Annotated in this window: 20 protein-coding genes; 7 read left to right on the plus strand and 13 right to left on the minus strand. The window is 69.8% G+C overall.

All coding sequences use genetic code 11. The features are described from left to right. The first annotated feature begins 20 nt into the window (after positions 1-20). The 7 genes from N415_RS24660 to N415_RS24690 are packed head-to-tail and all read left to right on the plus strand — an operon-like array spanning position 21 to position 7,798. Positions 21-770, plus strand: a complete 750-nt coding sequence (locus tag N415_RS24660) for a GntR family transcriptional regulator (protein WP_068187515.1) — start codon at positions 21-23, stop codon at positions 768-770. After that, positions 767-994 (plus strand): ferredoxin family protein, encoded by a 228-nt coding sequence (locus N415_RS24665; protein ID WP_068187516.1) that lies wholly within the window; start codon positions 767-769, stop codon positions 992-994. The genes N415_RS24660 and N415_RS24665 overlap by 4 nt, the downstream gene beginning before the upstream one ends. Further along, positions 994-2,382 carry an ABC transporter substrate-binding protein gene (locus tag N415_RS24670; RefSeq protein WP_068187517.1) on the plus strand — a complete coding sequence of 463 codons (1,389 nt, stop codon included), beginning with the start codon at positions 994-996 and terminating at the stop codon, positions 2,380-2,382. Before N415_RS24665 ends, N415_RS24670 begins: the two co-directional genes overlap by 1 nt. Then, positions 2,379-3,242 (plus strand): ABC transporter permease, encoded by an 864-nt coding sequence (locus tag N415_RS24675; protein ID WP_068187518.1) that lies wholly within the window; start codon positions 2,379-2,381, stop codon positions 3,240-3,242. Before N415_RS24670 ends, N415_RS24675 begins: the two co-directional genes overlap by 4 nt. Further along, positions 3,239-3,988, plus strand: coding sequence for an ABC transporter ATP-binding protein (locus N415_RS24680; RefSeq protein ID WP_068187519.1), 750 nt, complete (start codon positions 3,239-3,241; stop codon positions 3,986-3,988). The genes N415_RS24675 and N415_RS24680 overlap by 4 nt, the downstream gene beginning before the upstream one ends. Beyond that, positions 3,985-6,669 (plus strand): fumarate reductase/succinate dehydrogenase flavoprotein subunit, encoded by a 2,685-nt coding sequence (locus N415_RS24685; protein ID WP_068187520.1) that lies wholly within the window; start codon positions 3,985-3,987, stop codon positions 6,667-6,669. Before N415_RS24680 ends, N415_RS24685 begins: the two co-directional genes overlap by 4 nt. 58 nt (positions 6,670-6,727) lie before the next feature. Then, on the plus strand, positions 6,728-7,798 hold the full coding sequence (locus N415_RS24690) for an HAD-IIA family hydrolase (protein WP_068187521.1): 1,071 nt from the start codon (positions 6,728-6,730) through the stop codon (positions 7,796-7,798). Here the strand turns inward: N415_RS24690 and N415_RS24695 are convergent. The 13 genes from N415_RS24695 to N415_RS24755 are packed head-to-tail and all read right to left on the minus strand — an operon-like array spanning position 7,739 to position 19,487. Then, a complete protein-coding gene (locus tag N415_RS24695; RefSeq protein WP_068187522.1) occupies positions 7,739-8,569 on the minus strand; it encodes a hypothetical protein in 831 nt (276 codons plus the stop codon). The two genes, N415_RS24690 and N415_RS24695, sit on opposite strands and share 60 nt — an antisense overlap. Then, positions 8,566-9,318: a DUF6390 family protein gene (locus N415_RS24700; RefSeq protein ID WP_068187523.1), complete on the minus strand. Its 753-nt coding sequence runs from the start codon at positions 9,316-9,318 to the stop codon at positions 8,566-8,568. Before N415_RS24700 ends, N415_RS24695 begins: the two co-directional genes overlap by 4 nt. Further along, positions 9,315-10,460: a hydrogenase formation protein HypD gene (gene hypD / locus N415_RS24705; protein ID WP_068106521.1), complete on the minus strand. Its 1,146-nt coding sequence runs from the start codon at positions 10,458-10,460 to the stop codon at positions 9,315-9,317. Before hypD ends, N415_RS24700 begins: the two co-directional genes overlap by 4 nt. Before the next feature lie 14 nt (positions 10,461-10,474). Then, positions 10,475-10,747, minus strand: a complete 273-nt coding sequence (locus N415_RS24710; RefSeq protein ID WP_068187524.1) for a HypC/HybG/HupF family hydrogenase formation chaperone — start codon at positions 10,745-10,747, stop codon at positions 10,475-10,477. A 15-nt stretch (positions 10,748-10,762) separates the two neighbouring features. Further along, the gene (gene hypE, locus N415_RS24715) at positions 10,763-11,875 is read right to left on the minus strand and encodes a hydrogenase expression/formation protein HypE (protein WP_081665485.1); all 1,113 of its coding nucleotides are present in this window, start codon (positions 11,873-11,875) and stop codon (positions 10,763-10,765) included. After that, positions 11,872-12,534, minus strand: a complete 663-nt coding sequence (locus N415_RS24720; protein WP_068187525.1) for an SIS domain-containing protein — start codon at positions 12,532-12,534, stop codon at positions 11,872-11,874. Before N415_RS24720 ends, hypE begins: the two co-directional genes overlap by 4 nt. Before the next feature lie 6 nt (positions 12,535-12,540). After that, a complete protein-coding gene (locus N415_RS24725) occupies positions 12,541-13,242 on the minus strand; it encodes a hydrogenase assembly protein HupF (RefSeq protein WP_068187526.1) in 702 nt (233 codons plus the stop codon). Further along, positions 13,242-13,505, minus strand: coding sequence for a HypC/HybG/HupF family hydrogenase formation chaperone (locus N415_RS24730; protein ID WP_068187527.1), 264 nt, complete (start codon positions 13,503-13,505; stop codon positions 13,242-13,244). The genes N415_RS24725 and N415_RS24730 overlap by 1 nt, the downstream gene beginning before the upstream one ends. Beyond that, positions 13,496-15,877: a carbamoyltransferase HypF gene (gene hypF / locus N415_RS24735; RefSeq protein WP_068187528.1), complete on the minus strand. Its 2,382-nt coding sequence runs from the start codon at positions 15,875-15,877 to the stop codon at positions 13,496-13,498. Before hypF ends, N415_RS24730 begins: the two co-directional genes overlap by 10 nt. Then, positions 15,874-17,058 (minus strand): NHL repeat-containing protein, encoded by a 1,185-nt coding sequence (locus N415_RS24740; protein WP_239645690.1) that lies wholly within the window; start codon positions 17,056-17,058, stop codon positions 15,874-15,876. The genes hypF and N415_RS24740 overlap by 4 nt, the downstream gene beginning before the upstream one ends. 5 nt (positions 17,059-17,063) lie before the next feature. Beyond that, positions 17,064-17,978 carry a NifU family protein gene (locus N415_RS24745; protein WP_068187530.1) on the minus strand — a complete coding sequence of 305 codons (915 nt, stop codon included), beginning with the start codon at positions 17,976-17,978 and terminating at the stop codon, positions 17,064-17,066. Next, positions 17,978-19,231: a hypothetical protein gene (locus tag N415_RS24750; RefSeq protein WP_068187531.1), complete on the minus strand. Its 1,254-nt coding sequence runs from the start codon at positions 19,229-19,231 to the stop codon at positions 17,978-17,980. The genes N415_RS24745 and N415_RS24750 overlap by 1 nt, the downstream gene beginning before the upstream one ends. Next, on the minus strand, positions 19,224-19,487 hold the full coding sequence (locus N415_RS24755) for a hypothetical protein (protein WP_068187543.1): 264 nt from the start codon (positions 19,485-19,487) through the stop codon (positions 19,224-19,226). Before N415_RS24755 ends, N415_RS24750 begins: the two co-directional genes overlap by 8 nt. Between the last annotated feature and the right edge of the window lie 6 nt (positions 19,488-19,493).

Raw genomic sequence — 19,493 nt, forward strand, 5'->3', positions numbered from 1 at the left:
GGCCGCGTTAGCGTGACGGCGTGGGGCAACCAGTACCGATTCGCGGCCCTTTAGAGGGGTCCCGATCCGACCGTGCCCGCCGGGTGGCCGACGTGTTGCGCCAGCAGATCCACGCCGGCGCCTACCCCGACGCGCTGCCGGCCGAGCACGAACTGGCGGCCGAATTCGCGGTGTCGCGCAACACCGTTCGCGAGGCGCTGGCGGTCCTGAAGAACGAGGGACTGATCGACCGCGGCCCGAAGGTCGGCACGCACGTCGCCCAGCGCAAGTATGCCCACGGGCTGGACGCGCTGCTGGGGCTCAAGGAGACGTTCAAGCACCTCGGTGAGGTGCGCAACGAGGTGCGCGCCGCCATGCCGGTGACCGCCCCGCCGTCGGTGGCCCGCCGGCTGGGGCTTCAGGCGGGCGGGCAGGCGGTGTTCGTCGAGCGGTTGCGATACCTTGGCGACCTGCCGCTCAGCCTCGACCTGACCTACCTGGCCCCGGACATCGGAAGCCGGATCCTGGACTACCCGCTGGAGACCAACGACATCTTCGCGCTCATCGAGGAGGTGAGCGGGCAGCGGCTGGGTTCGGCGTCGCTGGCGCTGGAGGCCATCCCCGCCGACGCGCACTCGGCGGCCACACTGCAGGTGCCCGACGGGGCGGCGCTGCTCATGCTGGAGCGGCTCACCAGCCTCGACGACGGCAGGCCCGTCGACCTCGAGTACATCCGGATGCGTGGTGATCGAATCACCATGCGCGGCAGTTTAATTAGGAGCAAGCCATGACGCTGGTCAACAACCGTGCCGACGTACCCGTCACGATCGACGAGTCGCTCTGCATCGACGGCTGCACCCTGTGCGTCGAGGTCTGCCCGCTGGACGCGCTGGCCATCAACCCCGACACCGGCAAGGCCTACATGCATGTCGACGAATGCTGGTACTGCGGCCCCTGCGCGGCCCGCTGCCCCACCGGCGCCGTCACCGTCAACATGCCCTACCTCTTGCGCTGATGAAACGCCAAGCCGCGCGGCTGATCTCGATCGCCGCCGTTATCGTCGCCGTCGTTTCCGGCTGCTCGCTGGAGTCGTTCTCGCAATCCTCCGGCGTGGTCAACGTCGTGGTGGGGTACCAGTCCAAGACCATCAACACCGTCACCGCGGGCACGCTGCTGCGCGCGCAGGGGTACTTGGAGCACCGGCTCGCCGACATCACCACCCGCACCGGGACCCGATACGCGGTGCGCTGGCAGGACTACGACACCGGCGCCCCGATCACCGCGCAGATGCTCGCCGAGAAGATCGACATCGGCTCGATGGGCGATTACCCGATGCTGATCAACGGCTCCAAGACGCAGGCCAACCCGCTGGCCCGCACGGAGATGGTGTCGGTCACCGGCTACAACCCGCGCGGCGCGCTGAACATGGTTGTGGTGGCTCCCGATTCGCCGGCGACCACGCTGGGCGACCTGGCCGGCGCCAAGGTGTCGGCCAGCGTGGGTTCGGCAGGCCACGGCACGCTGGTGCGCGCCCTGACCAAGGCCGGCGTCGGCGGCGTGGAAGTGCTCAACCAGCAGCCCCAGATCGGCGCGTCCGCCCTGGAATCCGGTCAGGTGCAGGGGCTTTCGCAGTTCGTCGCGTGGCCGGGGCTGCTGGTCTATCAGGGCAAGGCCAGGCTGCTCTATGACGGCGCTGAGCTGAACCTGCCCACCCTGCACGGCGTGGTGGTGCGGCGCTCGTACGCGTCGGCCCACCCGGAGGTGCTGGCGGCGTTCCTGCAGGCGCAACTGGACGCGACCGATTTCCTCAACTCCAAGCCGCTGGAGGCCGCGCGGATTGTCGCGCAGGGGAGCGGGCTGCCGCAGGAGGTGGTGTACCTATACAACGGCCCCGGCGGCACCTCGTTCGACACCACACTGAAACCGTCGCTGGTCGATGCGCTGAAAAGCGATGTGCCGTACCTGAAGTCGATCGGTGACTTCGCCGACCTCGACGTGGGAAAGTTCGTCGTGGACGCACCGCTGCGCGCGGTGTTCGCCGCCCGCGGGCTCGACTATGACGCGACGCGGGCGCGCGCCGTCAACCCCTCGGTGCTCGCCGGCGACCCCGCGCTGGCCAGCGAGCTGTGGCTGGACGGCTCCGACATCACCCAAACCGTCGCGAATCCCACCGCTCTGCTGCAGGCGATCAGGGATGCCGCCGCCCGCGGTGCGAAGGTCCGCGCGGCCTACGTTCCCGACGCGGAGCTGGGAACGCGGTGGTTCGCCGACAAGGCGGTCTGGGTGCGGGACGGCCAGACCTATCTGCCCTTCGGCACCGTCGCCGGGGCCCGTCGCTACACCGCTGCCCATCCCGGCAGCGTCGCCGTGAATTACCAACAAGCACTGGGAGGTTCGGTATGACCGCCGAATTGAGCGAACGGGTCGTGGGTGCCGTCCCGCTGCCCGCCGTGGCGACCCCGCGCCCGTCGGCCTGGACGGGGCGGTCGTGGCGGTCGTGGCTGGTGCGGGTGGCGTCGGTGGTCGCCGCCATCGGGCTGTGGCAGCTTCTCACCGCCGGCAAGGTGCGGGCGGTGCTGCGATTCGATACCCTGCCGACGGTCACCCAGATCGTGACCGCGCTGCACCGCCGGCTGGGCGCCTACGAGTACTGGCTCGACCTGGCGCAGTCGCTGCTACGGATCCTCACCGGGTTCGGGCTGGCCGCGGTGATCGGGGTGGCGACCGGGGTGCTGCTGGGCCGCTCAAGGCTTTTCGCCGACGTGTTCGGTCCGCTGACGGAGTTGGCCAGGCCCGTCCCGGCCATCGCGCTGGTGCCGGTGGCGATCCTGCTGTTCCCCACCGACGAGGCCGGGATCGTGTTCATCACCTTCCTCGCGGCCTACTTCCCGATCATGGTCAGCACCAGGCACGCGGTGCGGGCGCTGCCCACGCTGTGGGAGGACTCGGTGCGCACGCTGGGCGGCGGCCGGTGGGAGGTGCTGAGCCAGGTCGTGTTGCCGGGCATCCTGCCGGGCGTGTTCGGCGGGCTCTCGGTCGGCATGGGGGTGGCGTGGATCTGCGTGATCTCCGCCGAGATGATCTCCGGTCGGCTCGGCGTCGGTTACCGCACCTGGCAGGACTACACCGTGCTGGCCTACCCCCAGGTGTTCGTCGGCATCATCACCATCGGCGTGCTCGGCTTCGCGACGGCGGCCGCCGTGGAAGTGGTGGGCCGCCGGGTGACGCGGTGGCTGCCGCGGGCACAGGAGGAGGCACGATGACTTCGAAAAACCGGGGCATGAGCCTCGAGCTCGATCGAGTCCGGTTGTCCTACACCGGTTCTCCCGTCATCGACGAGCTGAGCCTCACGGTGCGGCCGGGAGAGATCCTGGTGCTCACCGGGCCGTCGGGCTGCGGCAAGTCGACGGTGCTGCGGGCGCTGGCCGGCCTGCTGGCGCCCGGCGACGGCCGGGTGCTCGCCGACGGCGTACCGGTCACCACCACCTCGGGCGACCGCGGCATGGTCTTCCAGGACAGCGCGCTGCTGCCCTGGCGCACTGTGCGGTCCAACATCGAGTTGGCGCTGCGGCTGCGCGGCGAACCCCGCGCCACCCGGCGCGCGGCGGCCGAGCGCTGGATCGACGAGCTCGGGCTCACCGGCTTCGGCAACTACCTGCCCAAGAGCTTGTCCGGCGGGATGCGCCAGCGCGTCCAGTTGGCCCGCGGCCTGGCCGGGGCGCCGCGCGCGGTGATGATGGACGAGCCGTTCGGGGCGCTGGACACCCAGACCCGTGCCGCCATGCAGCGCCTGCTCGTCGACACCTGGCGCACCCATCCGACCACGATCGTCTTCGTCACCCACGACGTCGACGAGGCGCTGACGCTGGGGGACCGGATCGTCGTGCTGGGCAAGGCCGGCGAGCCGGTGCGCGCGGTGCTCGACGTGCCGGATCCGCGCCTGGACCGGCCGCGTCCGGAACTGCGCGCCGATATCATTGCGGCACTTGACCATTCGGTGGCGGCATGATGGATGTCCCGGATCTGACGCCGGTGCGCCTCGACTGCGACGTGCTGGTCATCGGCGGGGGCACCGCCGGCACCATGGCGGCCCTGTCCGCCGCAGAGCACGGCGCTCAAGTGCTGCTGCTGGAGAAGGCCCACGTCCGGCACTCCGGTGCGCTGGCGATGGGCATGGACGGAGTCAACAACGCCGTCATCCCCGGCAAGGCCGAACCTGAGGACTACGTCGCGGAGATCACCCGCGCCAACGACGGAATCGTCAACCAGCGCACCATTTATCAGACCGCCTCCCGCGGTTTCGCGATGGTGCAGCGGCTGGAGCGCTACGGGGTGAAGTTCGAGAAGGACGAGCACGGCGAGTACGCGGTGCGCCGGGTGCACCGCTCGGGCTCCTATGTGCTGCCCATGCCGGAGGGCAAGGACGTCAAAAAGGCGCTCTATCGGGTGCTGCGGCAAAAGTCCATGCGCGAGCGGATCCGCATCGAGAACCGGCTGATGCCAGTGCGAGTCCTGACCGACGGGGGCCGAGCCGTTGGTGCCGCCGCGTTCAATACGCGCACCGGCGAGTTCGTCGCCGTCGGCGCCAAGGCGGTCATCCTGGCCACCGGGGCGTGCGGGCGGCTGGGCCTGCCCGCGTCGGGCTATCTGTATGGCACGTACGAGAACCCGACCAACGCCGGCGACGGGTATGCGATGGCCTACCACGCGGGCGCCGAGCTGTCGGGAATCGAGTGTTTCCAGGTCAATCCGCTGATCAAGGATTACAACGGGCCGGCCTGCGCCTACGTGGCCAACCCGTTCGGCGGCTACCAGGTCAACGCGCACGGCGAGCGGTTCGTCGACTCCGACTACTGGTCGGGGCAGATGATGGCCGAGGTGAAAAGCGAGATCGACTCCGCCCGCGGGCCCATCTATCTCAAGGTGTCGCACCTGCCCGACGAGACGCTGACTGCGCTGGAGAACATCCTGCACACCACCGAACGCCCGACCCGCGGCACCTTCCACGCCAACCGGGGCCACGACTACCGCACCCACGACATCGAGATGCACATCTCCGAGATCGGCTTGTGCGGCGGCCATTCCGCCTCGGGCGTGTGGGTCGACGAGCACGCCCGCACCACGGTGCCGGGCCTGTACGCGGCGGGGGACCTGGCCTGCGTTCCGCACAACTACATGATCGGGGCGTTCGTGTTCGGCGACCTCGCCGGCACCGACGCCGCCAAGTCGCTGCCCGATGTCGTTGCCCCACAAACGCTCCCGGAGGACCAGCTGCGCGCCGCGCACGAGCTGATCTACTCACCGCTGCGGCACCCGGACGGGCCCCCACAGCCGCAGGTCGAATATAAGCTGCGGCGCTTCGTCAACGACTATGTGGCGCCGCCGAAGACGGCGGCCAAGCTGTCCATCGCCGTCCGCACCTTCGATCGCATGCGGGCCGAGATTGCCGAGATGGGCGCGCGCGACCCGCACGAGCTGATGCGGGCGGTGGAGGTGTCGTTCATCCGCGACTGCGCCGAGATGGCCGCCCGCTCCTCGCTCACCCGCACCGAATCCCGCTGGGGCCTCTACCACGACCGCGCCGACCTGCCCGGCCGCGACGACAACCAATGGGGCTATCACCTGAACCTGCGCAAGGGTGCGGACGGCGAGATGGCCTTCCTCAAGCGGCCCGTCGCGCCGTACTTCGTGCCCGTCCCCGAGCTGGACGGCTTGCCGCCGGTGGACCAAACCGTGCGCGAGGTGGAGCAGCCGCCGCTGACCGGGGGTCAGGCGCCGGCCACCGTGGCATCCCGGATCGCCTCGCCCGCAACGGCGTTCGAACCCCCGTCGCCGCGCATCGCCGAGGTCCTCGCCCTGGAGGAGCCCACGATCGGCGACCTGGCGCCGTACCTGGCCGACACCGATCCCGGCGTGCGCCGGACCGCGGTCGCCACCCTGACCGAGCACATCCCCGACGGGTACGCGCCCGCGCTGTTCGCGGCGCTCGACGACGCCGACGCCGCGGTCCGCCGCACCGGCGCTGAGGGCATCCGGGAGCTGGTGGAGGTGCTGCCCGACCCGGCTGGCGCCGAACCGCATCTGGCGTCGCGGGATTCCGTGGTGCGCGCGGCCGCCGTCTACCTGCTGGCCGCGCGCCGGGCCGGCGACGCCGCCCAATACCGCGGCGCCCTGGACGATCCCGACCACCGGGTGCGCATTGAGGCGGTGCGCGCGCTGGTGTCGGTCGACGACGTGGCCGGCGTCGTCGCGGCCACGGCGGACGAGAGCCGGGAGGTCCGCATCGCAGCGGCCGGTGCTCTGGCGACGCTGCGCGACGGCGCGCCGGCGGTCAGCGCGCTGGTCGCCGATCCCGACCCCCTGGTGCGAGCGGCCGCGCTCGCCGCCCTGGGCGAATTGGGCTGCGGCGACGGTGATCTTGGGGCCGTCGAAAAGGCGCTGCGCGCGCCGGCGTGGCAGGTGCGCGAGGGCGCGGCGCGGGCACTAAAGGGCGCCAGTGCCGCGGTCGCGGTGCCGCTGCTGGCGGAGGCGCTGTCCGACGCGCACCTCGACGTGCGCAAGGCGGCGGTGCTGAGCCTGACCCGCTGGGCCGCCGAACCCGCCACCCGCGACGCCTTGAGCATCGCGCTCAAAGACGGCGACGCCGACGTCCGCGCCTACGCGCGGCGGGCGTTGGAACGGGACGGGTAGCGTTTATCCCCCGTGATTTCCCCCGTCAGGCCCAGGTGAAATCCAGTAGAGTCACTGTGTGAGTTCGGGATTGGGCGCGGCAACCTTGGCCGAGGAGCATGACTGTGTGCTGCTCGACCTCGATGGCACGGTCTACCGGGGCGCGGTCCCGACCGCCGGTGCCGTAGAAACCCTGGAAGGTCTACGGGTTCGTACGCTGTTCCTGACCAACAACGCCTCCCGGAGCGCAGTCGAGGTCGCGGACCACATGCGCGACATGGGCTTTGCGGTCGACCCGGCTGACGTCGTGACCAGCGCACACACCGCCGCACGCCTCATGAGCGATAAGTTGCCGCAAAGGTCCAAGGTTTTGGTGATCGGCACCGACGCGCTGGCCGCCGAGGTGGCCGACGCCGGCCTGGCACCGGTGCGCTCCTGGGACGACGGGCCCGTAGCGGTGGTGCAGGGTCATTCGCCGCACACCAACTGGGCCGGACTGGCGGAGGCGGCCTTGGCTATCCGCGGCTGTGCGCTGTGGGTGGCATGCAACATCGACCCGACATTCCCCACCGAACGCGGTCTGCTCCCGGGCAATGGCGCAATGGTCGCCGCCCTGCGCGCCGCCACTGGCGCCGAGCCCATTGTCGTCGGAAAGCCCGAGTCTTACATGGTCCGAGATGGTTTGGGGCGCGGTCGCTTCGAATCACCGCTGGTGGTCGGTGACCGCCTCGAGACGGACATCGCCGGCGCGACGGTGGCGGGTCTGCCCAGTCTGCTGGTGTTCAGCGGCGTCGCCACCGCCGCCGATGTCGTTTATGCCAAACCCGATTGCCGGCCGACGTACATCGGGGAGGACTTGACCGCCCTCGCCGAGCGGAGTGACGCGTTGCGCGTCGCCCCACAGCCCGGCTGGCATGCGCAGGCCGGCCGCGGCGCGGTGACCGTCACGTCGACGGGCGAAGGCGGCCAGGACTGCGGGTTGTCCATCGTACGAGCCGCCGCGCACGCCGTCTGGAGCAGCGAATCCGCCCGCCCCCCGGTGGTTCTCGCCGGGGATGACGACGCGCGCCGCGCGCTCGAGAAGTGGGGCCTATTGGACGACCGACAGGCCCGGGTCGATCCGGGCGCGAACCGCGACGGACGCACATGACGCACGCACGATCATGGCCGCGTCGGAGTCGGAGCCCTTGGGTATCTGGATCGCCGCGCTGTCGGGGTCCTCGCGGTGTGCCATGAGCCAGTCGTAGAGCAGCCAGTCCAGCGCACAGGCCACCGCGAACGGGTCCGCCTCGTCCGACGCCGCGCCCGCGACGCAGGCCTCGATGGCCTCACGGTGTTCCCGCCTGGCGGCGTCCTTGTTGACTCCCGAGCTGTCGAACAACATCGTCGACAGCGTCAGCGGATAGCGTTGGCCGGTCTCGGATTTCAGCACCCACCGACCGCCCCTCCAGGGTTCCTGCGGGTTGACAAGAACCATCTCGCCGAAGCCGCTGATGACCCCCGGCGACGGCTCACCGAGCTCGCCGTCGAACGGGGCCGGGCCGAGCAGGCCCACCGGAAAACGAGCGCGGAGCGAAAACAGGGTGGCGGTACCGACGATCTTGCCCGCCCGCACGTCCGGGACGACGCCGGTGATCTCCGCCGCCAGCGCGTAATCCCGCACCAACAGGTCCAGGCAGCGGTGCAGGACAACCAGGTCGGCGCGCTCGTCCGGATCGGGGCGCTTGCCCCCGCCGAGCAGTTCCCCGAACCGCGCCGCGGCGATGATCAACGCGTCGTCAAGAGCCTCGAGGTGCGTCGCAATCAAGCGGTCGGCCTCACCATCCCCGATGACCAGGTCGGGCAGCGTCGTGGCGGCGCCTTCCGGTGTGCACCAGTAGAAGCCGATCTGGCCCTCCGCCTGGGTGATTCGCGGTCTCATGGCGCCTGCGCCCGCAGCCTGCGGTTGGTGGCCGCCAGTTGCCGGTGCGTGCTGTCCTTGAGCCTCGCCAACTGTTCGGGGATGAGGCGGTCGCACACCCAGCCCCAGTGCATCGCGACGAGATCGCCCCGCCGGACCGCGATCGGCCTTCCCTCGCCGGTGCGGACCCCGACCCGGCGCGTCCGCGGCCCGGACAGCGACAGCGAGGATCCCGTGAAGCACAGCTGCTGCGACACGACCAGCGCCGTATCTCCGTCCGTCGACAGGACGGTGCCCCAGGAGATGCGGCAGTTGTCCAGGACGGACACCGGATGCTCGTCGACGCCCCTGCCGAGCAACCGCGACCAGGGGTAGACGCCGAACACGTGGAAGCCGTGATTCGCCGCGGCCTCCTCGGCGAGGTCCTCGGTGAGGTGCGCCCAGTAGTGCCCGGCCTGCGGGGCGATGATCGCCATCAGCTCGGCCGTGAAGGCGTGCGAATCCATCGTCGAGCCCGCGCCCCCGCCCAGCCAATAGGATTCGACCAGGCGGAGGTCGAGGGGGTCGGGGATTCCGGTCAGCCGCGACATCACCCGCAGATACGGCCACGCCCCCGTGAATCGCCGTGCCGCACGCTCGATCTCGGCCCGCCCACCGTTGAGGAGGGCCGATGACTCGCGGGGCCCGCAGTAGCCGAGCTGGTTGGGTGCGTAGGCGTACCGCGCGAACATCTCCGCACCGCGGGTGTCGGTGATGTCGGCGATGGTCATGCTCGCGCGCCCTGCCCGATCAGCGTTGCGGCGTCGCGGTGCAGCCTGCCGAAGTTGTAGTACGCGGCGCACGCGCCCTCCGGGGAGACCATGCAGGTGCCTATCGGGGTCTCCGGGGTGCACGCCGTTCCGAACACCTTGCACTCCCAGGGTTTGAGCACGCCCTTGAGCACCTCGCCGCACTGGCAGGCCTTGGGGTCGGCCACGCGCACGCCCGGCAGTGCGAATCGGCGTTCGGAATCGAAGTCCGCGAGCTCGTCACGCAGCCGCAAGGCGCTTTGCGAGATGAATCCCAGTCCACGCCATTCGAAGTGGGGGCGCAGCGCGAAGACGTCGGCCATCAGGGCGAGCGCCGCCGGGTTGCCCTCCTCGGAGACGACCCGCGAGTACTGGTTTTCGACTTCGCAACGCCCCTCGCGGATCTGGCGCAGCAGCATGGCGATCGATGCGAGGATGTCCAGCGGTTCGAATCCGGCAACCACCAGCGGCCTGCCGTAGACGGCGGGAACGAACCGGTAGGGCCGGGTGCCGACGACAGTGGACACGTGGCCCGGGCCGAGGAAACCGGACAGCCTAAGGTCGGGCGACTCCAGGATCGCCTTGATCGGCGGCACGATCGTGACGTGATTGCAGAATACGGTGAAGTTCTCGATCCCGAGCTCCCGCGCCCGCACCAGCGTGACCGCCGTTGACGGGGCGGTGGTTTCGAAGCCGATCGCGAAAAAAACGATGTGCTTGTCCGGGTTCTCGGTCGCGATCTTCAGCGCGTCCAGTGGCGAGTAGACGAACCGGACGTCGGCGCCGCCGGCCTTGGCATCCAGCAGACTCCCGTCCGAGCCGGGCACCCGCATCATGTCGCCGAAGCAGGTGAAGATCACGTCCGGTTGGCGCGCCAGCCAGATCGCGTCGTCGACACGGCCCATCGGGATGACGCAAACCGGGCAGCCGGGACCGTGCACGAGTTCGACGTTGTCCGGCAGCAGGTGCTCGACGCCGTGGCGGTAGATCGTGTGGGTGTGGCCGCCGCACACCTCCATGAACTTGAAGTGCTCGTCTCCGGAGCCGGCCCCGGCCAGCGACTCGATGGCCGCCAACAGCTTTCGTGCCGAGGCGGGGTCTCGGAATTCGTCAACAAATCGCATCGCAGTCTCCCCGGTCAGATGATCGACGACGTGTCGAACGCGTCTATTTCGTCGGAATACGTTTGGCCCAACTTCTGCACGGCGGCAAGGGTGAGCAGCGCCTCGGTTTCGTCGATCTTGGCCATCGCGAAACCGACGTGGACCAGCACCCACTCGCCCGGCGCGAGCATGTCGTTCTCGAGCAGCCGCACGCTGATGATGCGGCGCACGCCGCTGACATCTACCTTGGCCAGACAGTTTTCGGCGTCGGTGATCTCGATGACCTGTCCGGGGATGCCCAGGCACATATCTCTCAAGTCCTCTCAGCAGATTCGGGGCAGCGGGTCGCCGACGAGCATGTCCACGATGCGGGTGCCGCCGAACGCGGTGCGCACCAGCACGGTGGCCGCCGGTTCGTCGGCGATGCGTCCGATTTCGGCCGCGTCGCCACCCGCGGGGTGCGAGCGCAGGGCGTCCAACGCGTCGTCGGCCTCAGCGGGGTCGACGACGGCCAGGAACTTGCCCTCGTTGGCCACGTAAAGCGGGTCGATGCCGAGCATTTCGCAGGCGCCCGCCACGTCGGATCGCACCGGTAGCCGGTCCTCCTCTAGCACGACCGCCAGGCCGCACGCCTGCGCCAGCTCGTTGCACACCGTCCCGACGCCACCCCGGGTGGGGTCGCGCAGCCACCGCGTCTTGGGGGCCGCCCGCAGCAGACGCTCCACGAGGCCGGTCACCGCGGCGGTGTCGGAGTGGATGTCGGCTTCGATCGCCAGGTCGCCGCGTGCCAGCATCACCGCCATGCCGTGGTCACCGATGGTCCCGGAGGCCAGCACCCTGTCGCCGGGCCGCACCTTTCGCGGGGACAGGTCCCGTTCCGACGGAACGACTCCCGCTCCGGCGGTCGTGATGAACATGCCGTCGGCCGCGCCCCGGGGGACCACCTTGGTATCGCCGGTGACGATCTGCACACCGGCCGCCCGCGCGGCGGCGGCCATGTCGGCGACGATTCCGCGCAGCTCTTCGATCGCAAAGCCCTCTTCCAGGACGAAGGCCGCCGTCATCCACGACGGCACGGCACCGGCCATGGCGAGGTCGTTCACCGTGCCGTTGACGGCCAGGTCGCCGATCGATCCGCCGGGGAATCGAAGTGGCTGCACGACAAACGAATCAGTGGACATCGCCAGCCGCGGCCCGCCGGGCATCGCGATGACGGCGCCGTCGCCCAGCGATTCCAGCTGAGGGTTGCGAAAGGCCTCCAGGAAAACGGCGTCGACCAATGCGGCGGACGCCTTGCCGCCGGCACCGTGAGCGAGCGTCACGACGGTGTCGCGCAGCCGCGGCCGCCGCCTGCGGAACGCCTCGATGCGGTCGATGACCTCGCCCTCGCCGAACGAGGGGCCGGAGGTGAGGTATTCGGCAACATGTTCTCTCATCGGACTCCCATTTGCGCATGCACGGCGGACCACAACCGATATCCCAACGCCGCCTGCGACTCCTGGATTCGGTGCACGCTCTGGGACCGGACGACAAAGCACACGTCGACGTCGGCGCTGTCGGCGAAGGCGCCTCCGTCGTACCCGGTGAACCCGATCGTGTAGACGCCGCGGCGATGAGCCTCGCGCATCGCATGCAGCAGGTCCGCCGAATTGCCGCTGGTGGACATCGCGACGGCGATGTCGCCGGCCCGCGCCCGGGCGATCAACTGCCGGGCGAACACCAAGTCGAAGCCGACGTCGTTGGCCAGGGCGGTCAGCACCGCCTGGTCCGATGTCAGCGACCACGCCGGCAGCGGCCGCGCGGCGCACTGCTGGGCGAACAGCATCGCCAAAGTGGCTGCGTCCGTGGCGCTTCCGCCGTTACCGAAGGTGAACAGCCTGCCGCCAGCCGCGAATCGGCGCGCCATCTCGGCGGCCGCGACGGTGATCGAAGCGTCGCACGATTCCAGCGTGGCCGCGCGCAACGCGGAGCTTTCGGCGGACTTGGCCAGCGCGGAGTCCACCAGGTCGGTCAGCAACGGGCCGGGGTCGCGTTCGTCGCCGTCAATGAACGGATAGAGGAAGTTGGTCGCCTCGCCGATGTGATTCTTGCTCATGGGCTTTCAGGCTTCACCCAGCTTGCTGATCGCCAGGCCGGCGTGCACTAGAACGACGTCGCCGGGGGAGAGCGGGCCGATCAGATCGGTGGCCACCGTCTCGGTGCCCTTCGCGGTGCGCACCGGGGTCAACGAAGTCGCGGTGCCGTGGGTGCCGGGCAGAACCTCGGCGGGCCGCCCCTCGTCGGCGCAGGTGATGCACACGTCGTCGGCGCAGTCCTGGGGCCGAGGGACCAGCAGCCCGGGATGCTCGAAGCACACATGGGTCAACTCCCACAGCAGGTGGTAGAGCAGTACGAACTCGCCGGTCGCGGACAGCACCGGATCCGGATCATCAAGCCACAGCACGTGATCCGCGGCGCCGGCCGTCGGACGTTCGCCGTTGCCGATCCAGATCGTCGTGACACCCCACGCGGCGCCGCGACGCATGACCGCGCATACGTCGGGGTCCGCGGCGCCGGCGACGGCGATCACCACGTCGCCGGCGCGGGCCGATACCCGCACCTGCCCCACCAGGTCGTGCCCGGTGAGGGCGACCGCCGGCAGGGCGCGCTTCCCGACGATCACCGGGTGCACGAATTCGACGGCGACGTGCTGGGCGTGCGGGGCAAGGGCCGGGGCGACGCACCACATCGTCGCGCCGGCCGAGAAGCGCTGCGCCAGCGCGAAAGAGGCCTGGGCCAGGTCGGCCGCAAGATCGGGCGTCATCACGGCCGCGCCTCCAGATCCGCCTCGAGGTCGCCGAACACCCCGTACTCGCGCATCGTCTCTAGGGTTACCCGCGCGGACTCCTCGTCGATGCGGGTGAGCGCGAAACCGGCGTGCACGATCGTGTAGTCGCCGATCGCCAAATCGGGAAGGTATGCCAGGCAGGCGGTCTTGATCTCGTCGCCGTAGGCGACCGCGGCAAACCGCCCTCCCTCGGGGGCGTCCCAGACCTCGGTGATCCGGCCGGGAATCCCTAGACACATCGCGCGGTCCTTTCTTCCGACGCCGCGGTCAGTATCGAGATCGCGGCCTGGCCAAGCGCCAGCCCGCCGTCGTTGGGGGGAACGAGACGGTGGGTGAGGACGGTGAAACCGGCATCCTCCAGCCGCCGGCGGCATTCGGTCAACAGAAACACATTTTGGAACACCCCGCCCGTCAGCCCGACCGTCGATGTGCCCCCCGCGACCCGGCCGACCGCTACCGTGACGGCAATCGCGACGGTGTGGTGGAACGCCGCCGCCAGGTCGCGCTTGTCGGCGCCGCTTGCCAGCGCGTCGACCATCGCGGTGATCATCGGTGCGGGATCCATGATCCCGTCGGCGCTTACCGCGATAGGCAGCTGAATCGACGGTTCGCGGTTGCCGGCGGATGCGGCCAGCGCCTCCAGCTCGATCGCGGCCTGGCCTTCGTAGTCGATGCGCTGGCGCACCCCGAGGATCGATGCGACCGCGTCGAACAACCGGCCGACACTCGTGGTCGGCACACAGCCGCGCCCCGCCGTGAACTGCGTTCGGAGCAAACGCAATTCGGCTGGGCTGGCCGCCTTGACCGGGGCCAGGTCGGCGTCCCACGGAGTGCGGGCGCTCCACAGGTGGGCCAGCGCCATCCGCCACGGGTTGCGCACGGCCGCATCACCACCGGCCAGCGGCACGTCGGCAAGGTGCCCAACCCGAGTGAAGCGGTGACTGTCCCGGCCAAGCCGCAGGATCTCGCCGCCCCAGGCGGCACCGTCGAGCCCGTACCCGGTGCCGTCGAAGGCGACGCCGATGATGGGCTCGTTCAGCATTTCGTGCTCGGCGAGCAGCGACACCACGTGCGCGTGATGGTGCTGGATAAGATCCAGCGGTCGGTCACCGGCGTTGCGCTCAGCCCAGTTTCGCGTCAGGTAGCGCGGATGCAGATCGGCGGCCAGCCGCACCGGCTGCGACCGCATGTCAGCGAGCTGCCGCACCGAGTGGGTGAACGCCTTCAGCGTGGCGACGGTGCCCATGTCGCCGATGTGGGCCGAGCAGTACGCCCGCCGGCCGTCGGTCAGGCAAAAGGTGTTCTTGAGCTCCCCGCCGACCGCGAGCACCGGAGGGCTGTTCCGGCCGAGGTCGACGGGGAGCGGTGCGTAGCCGCGGGATCGCCGGATAGGCAGCTGGCTGGCCTTCTTGCGGGCGGAACCGGCAGTCTCTTCCCGGATCACCCGCACCACGGAGTCATCGCACGGCACGTGGATCGGCCGGTCGTGGTCCAGGACGGCGTCCGCGAGCTCGGGCAGCCGCTTGGCGGCGTCTTCGACGGTGTAGCAGATGGGTTCGTCGGATCGGTTGGCGCTGGTCAGCACAATCGCCTGGGGCGACGGCGTGTTCGAACCCGGGACGGGGGCCAACAACAGGTGATGGACCGGCGAGTACGGCAGCAGCAGCCCGATCAGCGGGTTGTCCGGTGCGACCGTCGCCGCGACAGGCGCGCCTCGCCTACGCCGGAGCAGCACCACCGGACGCGACGGGCTCAGGAGCGCCGCGGCTTCCGACTTGCTGATGTGCGCGTAGCGCCGCGCGACTTCAAGGTCTCGGACCATGACGGCGAAGGCCTTGCCGTGCCGCGCCTTTCGCCGCCTGATCGCCCCGACTGCAGCGGCGTCGTCAGGCGCACACGCGAGGTGATATCCACCGATGCCCTTGATGCCTACGACGCGGCCGTCGGCCAGCGCGCGCTGCGTGGCGGCCAGCGCGGCGTCGACTTGGGTGATGCGCACGCCGTCGCCTCCGGTGAACCACATGGAAGGGCCGCAGGCCGGGCATGCGATGGGCTGGGCGTGGAACCGGCGGTCGGCGGGGTCGTGGTATTCGGTGGCGCAGTCGCCGCACATCGCGAACTCCGCCATGGTGGTGGCGGGCCGGTCGTAGGGCAGTGCGCGGATGATCGTGAACCGGGGACCGCAGTTCGTGCATGTGACGAACGGATGCCGGTATCGGCGATCGGACGGGTCGAACAGCTCGGTCACGCAGTCGTCGCAGACGGCGATATCGGCGGGTATCGCGCTCGCCGTGGCACCGGAGTTGCGGCTGGCGACGATGCGAAACCCGCGAGAACCGTTGGCTTCGTGCGGCTCTCCGTTGAGCTCGGCGCAGGCCACGTCGCTGATCAGCGCCAGCGGGGGAGCGTCGGTGATCAGCCGGTCGCCGAATTGCGCGAGCGCGTCGGGTCTGCCCTGGACCTCGATGAACACCGCCGACGCGTCGTTGCCGACAAAGCCGCTCAACCCCAACTCGGTGGCCACCCGGTGGACGAACGGCCGAAAGCCCACGCCCTGAACCACCCCGGTCACCAGGTAGCGGCGGCGCCGCGTGGTTGTGAGCGGCGTCATGTCAACCGCCACAGAATGATCCGGTTGTTGCCTGAGTCCGCCACGGCGAGCCGGTTACCGCGCAGCCAGATTCCGTACGGCCAGCAAAGTGAATCGTGGGTCACGGCGCTCCACCGGTTTTCGCCGTTGGCCTCGAATGTCGGCTGCGCCAGGACGTGATCGGCGCCGCGGCCGTCGTCCGGGACGCCGTCCCAGAGCAGGACGCGGTTGTTGGCCGTGTCGGCGACCGCCAGCCGGTCGACGGTGCCTTCCGTGCTGTCCAGGCTGACCGCGTAAGGGAAGCGGAACCGATCTGCGCACTGCGGTCCGTATGGCCATTCACGGGCGGTGCGGAAGTCTGGTTGGCCGAGGAGCCGGTCGGCCGGCCGGTCGCCGTCGGGCAGCGGTGTCCACCCGAGCACGCGATGATCACCTGCATCGGCGACCAGAAGCAGGTCGTCACGTCCAGTGATGGCATGCGGCCAACGAAAGCTGGCGGGACCCACCTGCGCCCCGCGGTTCTCTTCACGGCTAGCGGCGTCGGGTTGGCCGAGCACGATGTCGGCAGGCTGGCCGGGCTCGGGCAGGCCGCCCGTCCACCCCAGCACCCGGCGGTTGCCGGTGTCGGCGACCCAAAACATCGAGCCGACCACCGCGACGCCGAACGGCCAATAGAACGACGAGGCCGAACACTCGCCGCCGGCGTTCGGCTCGACCGTGCAGTCATCGGTCTGGCCAAGTACGAAATCCGGTGGTGTCGAGCTTGTTTCGGGTACCGAGTTCCACACCAGGATGCGATGATGCCAGGCGTCGGCGACGATGAGCCGCCCGTCGTGCACCAGCACACCGGCGGGAAGGTTCATCCCGTTCCGCGGACCGCGCCCGGCCGCCGCGCGTCCCTCGGTGGTGCCATCCGGCTGCCCGAGCACGACATCGGCGGGCTGTTCGTCGCGGGCGGGCAGGCCGTGCCAGATCAGCACCCGATGGTTGCCGGAATCGGCGACGACTAGATGCTTGTCATCGAAGAACACGCCGCGGGGCGAGTACATCCACGCCAAAGTGGGTGTCGCCGCGGGCAACGCCAGGCCGCCGGGTGCCGGCGCGCCCAGCCATACCTCGGGCACCCAGCCACCGGACAGGTCCGGCGCAGTCGGAGAGTCGGCGCGCGGTGGCCGTGGCAGCAGACTGGTCCGCACCGTCAGCCGTGTCACTGCCCCACCCGAACCCAGATCCGCCCGTTGTCGACGCGCAGCGGCAACTGCTCGAGTTGAGCTGCCGGCGCGGTGAGGCACTCGCCGGACGCGGCGTCGTAGCAAAACCCGTGCCACGGGCACGTCAGGGTGCCGTTGTGAGCGTCGAGCACCGCGTTATCCAAAGGCAAAGCCTCGTGGGCGCATTCGTTGACGTAGGCAGTTAGTTGTCCATCGAGGTTCACCACCAGCACCGAGACCTGCTGCCCGGAGCGCGGTGCGGTCAACTCGACCGCGACGAAATCGCCGACGGGCACGTCGTCGGTCGCACCTGCCGGCGCCCAGCCCTCCTCGACGGGGTGGCGGGCCGCGAACAGGGATTCAGCCGAAATCAGCGTGGACTCAGGCTCGTTCGGCAGCACCTCGACCGCGGTGATCGAGGGGACACCGTCGACGAGCGCCTTCTCCACCAGGTTGCGCAGCGTCACCGACGACATCGAGCATCCGTTGCAAGCGCCCTGCAGGCGGACGAACGCCGTGCGGTCCTCGATGCGCACCAGGGTGACGTCGCCGCCGTGGCCCTGCAGTTGCGGCCGGACGGCGTTGAGGGCCTTGGCGGCCTGGGTCATCGGGTCCGGACGCACGATCTCGTGCAGCGACAGCAGCAGATGGACAACGGGATCATCGACGAGCTCGAAAAGGACTGCGCGGGCGTCGTCGTCGGCGCGCATCCGGCGCACGATGGTCACCAATCCCACCCGATGAACCGCCTCGATCGCCCCCTTCAACTCCTCGGCCACGGCGCGCGCGGCCGGGTCCAGCCCCTGCAGCGCCGCGATCGCGTCATCGACACGTCTCGCCAGTTCCTCGAAGGTCGGCTCCGAGGCGGCACCATGGCCGTTTGACGGCGCCTGGGTGACGGCTGTCGACATCACACCCTCCCGCCTTCTTCGGTGCTGGAAAGTACGCGCTGGCGCGCGATTTCGTCGAGCACCCCGCGCACGGTGCGCACCGAGTCGTCGTCGCCCATCTCCTCGAAGAGGAACCGCGCCTCGTAGAGCTTGGCCTTGGCGTCGTCGAACATCCCCAGGTGGGCCAGGACGTTGCCCTGGTTGGCCAACACCCGGGCCCGGCCGAGGGGCTGGGTTGCGCGGTCCCGTGTCTGCAGGACGGCCTCGTATATCTCGACGGCCTCGACCAGGTTTTCCCGGTTGTGGCGCGAGGGCGTATACACGAGCGAGTTGGCGAGGTTCAGCTGCACGCTGGCCCATTCGTCCGGGTGGTCCTCGCGGGTGTAGACGGTCAGCGCCGACCGCAACGACTGGGCCGCCACGCCCAGCCGCAGCTGGCTGGACGCCTCGACCATCGGCATGGTCAGGTAGGCCGTGGCCAACCCGGCGTGCGCGGCGGCCCACACCAACGGCGCGTCCTCGCGTTTGATCAGCTGCAGCGCCGAGTGGTAGTGCGGGATGGCCGTCGCCAGCAGCTCCGGCCGCGTCGCCGCGTCCTCGTGCAGCAGGCCGGCCAGGCACAAATGGGTTTCGGCGCGGGCGACGCGCAGCCCGTCGGCGGCACCGAGCGCACCGAGCGCCTTTCGCAGCCGGGTCTCGCAATCCGGGTCGCGAGTGTCCCGGCCGATCGCACCGGCGGCGGCGAGCAGGGTCCCGGCCAGCGGCGCCGACACCGGCGCCGCGGCCTCCGCGGCCCGGTCGAGCAACTCGATGGCGGCGTGCGGATTTCCCTCGGCGAGGGCATGACCCGCCCGGACGGACAACACGGTGGCGGCCAGTTCACCCTCCGTGATCTCGCAATCCGGCGGCATGTCGATGCGACCCAGCGTGAACAGCACCACATCGACGAGGACCGCGAACCTGCCCAATTCGGTACGCAGTTCGTCGGGGTCGGCGCCGTCGGGGTCCAGGACGAAGCGGTTGTAGCGGGCGACCGAATCCGTGCGGTCGGCCAGCGCGGCTATCGCGGCGTCTCGCTGACCGGCGGCGGCAAGCTCGTGGGGTCGCAGGCTCTGCGGCCAGCTTTCGGGGGGCCGCCCGGCCAGCATTTCCATGCGTGCGGCTTCGGTATCGGCGCCGGCGGGAATCAGCATGTAGCCCAACGGAAGCGGGAAGAGGCCGAGCGGCTGCGGCGGCAGCGCCAGCTGTGTCCTTGCCTTCAGCGATTCAGCCATTGAGCGGCCCCCTGATGTCACGTTCGGCGGCCCGCTTGATCATCCGGGCCGACAATTCGGCGCGGGCCTTGGTCGCGTGCGTGTCGATGCGCTTGCGCACTACGCCGTCGGCGAACACCACCACGATGTCTACGGCCCAGCGTCCGCGCTCCTCCGACACGACGGTGTCGACGCTGAGCGCCTCGTCGGCGGAGCTGTCTTCGCGCCGCCGCGTGCGGCGGTTCGGGTCCGGGTCGACGTCGGGATGCTCGGCCACGAGTAT

The organism is Mycobacterium sp. UM_CSW, assembly GCF_000455205.1.
GTDB lineage: Bacteria > Actinomycetota > Actinomycetes > Mycobacteriales > Mycobacteriaceae > Mycobacterium.

Excerpts from the sequence above, each read along its gene's own strand:
- N415_RS24665 (WP_068187516.1), top strand. The coding sequence starts at position 767 with ATGACGCTGGTCAACAACCGTGCCGACGTACCCGTCACGATCGACGAG.
- N415_RS24670 (WP_068187517.1), top strand. The coding sequence starts at position 994 with ATGAAACGCCAAGCCGCGCGGCTGATCTCGATCGCCGCCGTTATCGTC.
- N415_RS24675 (WP_068187518.1), top strand. The coding sequence starts at position 2,379 with ATGACCGCCGAATTGAGCGAACGGGTCGTGGGTGCCGTCCCGCTGCCC.
- N415_RS24680 (WP_068187519.1), top strand. The coding sequence starts at position 3,239 with ATGACTTCGAAAAACCGGGGCATGAGCCTCGAGCTCGATCGAGTCCGG.
- N415_RS24685 (WP_068187520.1), top strand. The coding sequence starts at position 3,985 with ATGATGGATGTCCCGGATCTGACGCCGGTGCGCCTCGACTGCGACGTG.
- N415_RS24695 (WP_068187522.1), bottom strand. The coding sequence starts at position 8,569 with ATGAGACCGCGAATCACCCAGGCGGAGGGCCAGATCGGCTTCTACTGG.
- N415_RS24700 (WP_068187523.1), bottom strand. The coding sequence starts at position 9,318 with ATGACCATCGCCGACATCACCGACACCCGCGGTGCGGAGATGTTCGCG.
- hypD (WP_068106521.1), bottom strand. The coding sequence starts at position 10,460 with ATGCGATTTGTTGACGAATTCCGAGACCCCGCCTCGGCACGAAAGCTG.
- N415_RS24710 (WP_068187524.1), bottom strand. The coding sequence starts at position 10,747 with ATGTGCCTGGGCATCCCCGGACAGGTCATCGAGATCACCGACGCCGAA.
- hypE (WP_081665485.1), bottom strand. The coding sequence starts at position 11,875 with ATGAGAGAACATGTTGCCGAATACCTCACCTCCGGCCCCTCGTTCGGC.
- N415_RS24720 (WP_068187525.1), bottom strand. The coding sequence starts at position 12,534 with ATGAGCAAGAATCACATCGGCGAGGCGACCAACTTCCTCTATCCGTTC.
- N415_RS24725 (WP_068187526.1), bottom strand. The coding sequence starts at position 13,242 with ATGACGCCCGATCTTGCGGCCGACCTGGCCCAGGCCTCTTTCGCGCTG.
- N415_RS24730 (WP_068187527.1), bottom strand. The coding sequence starts at position 13,505 with ATGTGTCTAGGGATTCCCGGCCGGATCACCGAGGTCTGGGACGCCCCC.
- hypF (WP_068187528.1), bottom strand. The coding sequence starts at position 15,877 with ATGACGCCGCTCACAACCACGCGGCGCCGCCGCTACCTGGTGACCGGG.
- N415_RS24745 (WP_068187530.1), bottom strand. The coding sequence starts at position 17,978 with ATGTCGACAGCCGTCACCCAGGCGCCGTCAAACGGCCATGGTGCCGCC.
- N415_RS24750 (WP_068187531.1), bottom strand. The coding sequence starts at position 19,231 with ATGGCTGAATCGCTGAAGGCAAGGACACAGCTGGCGCTGCCGCCGCAG.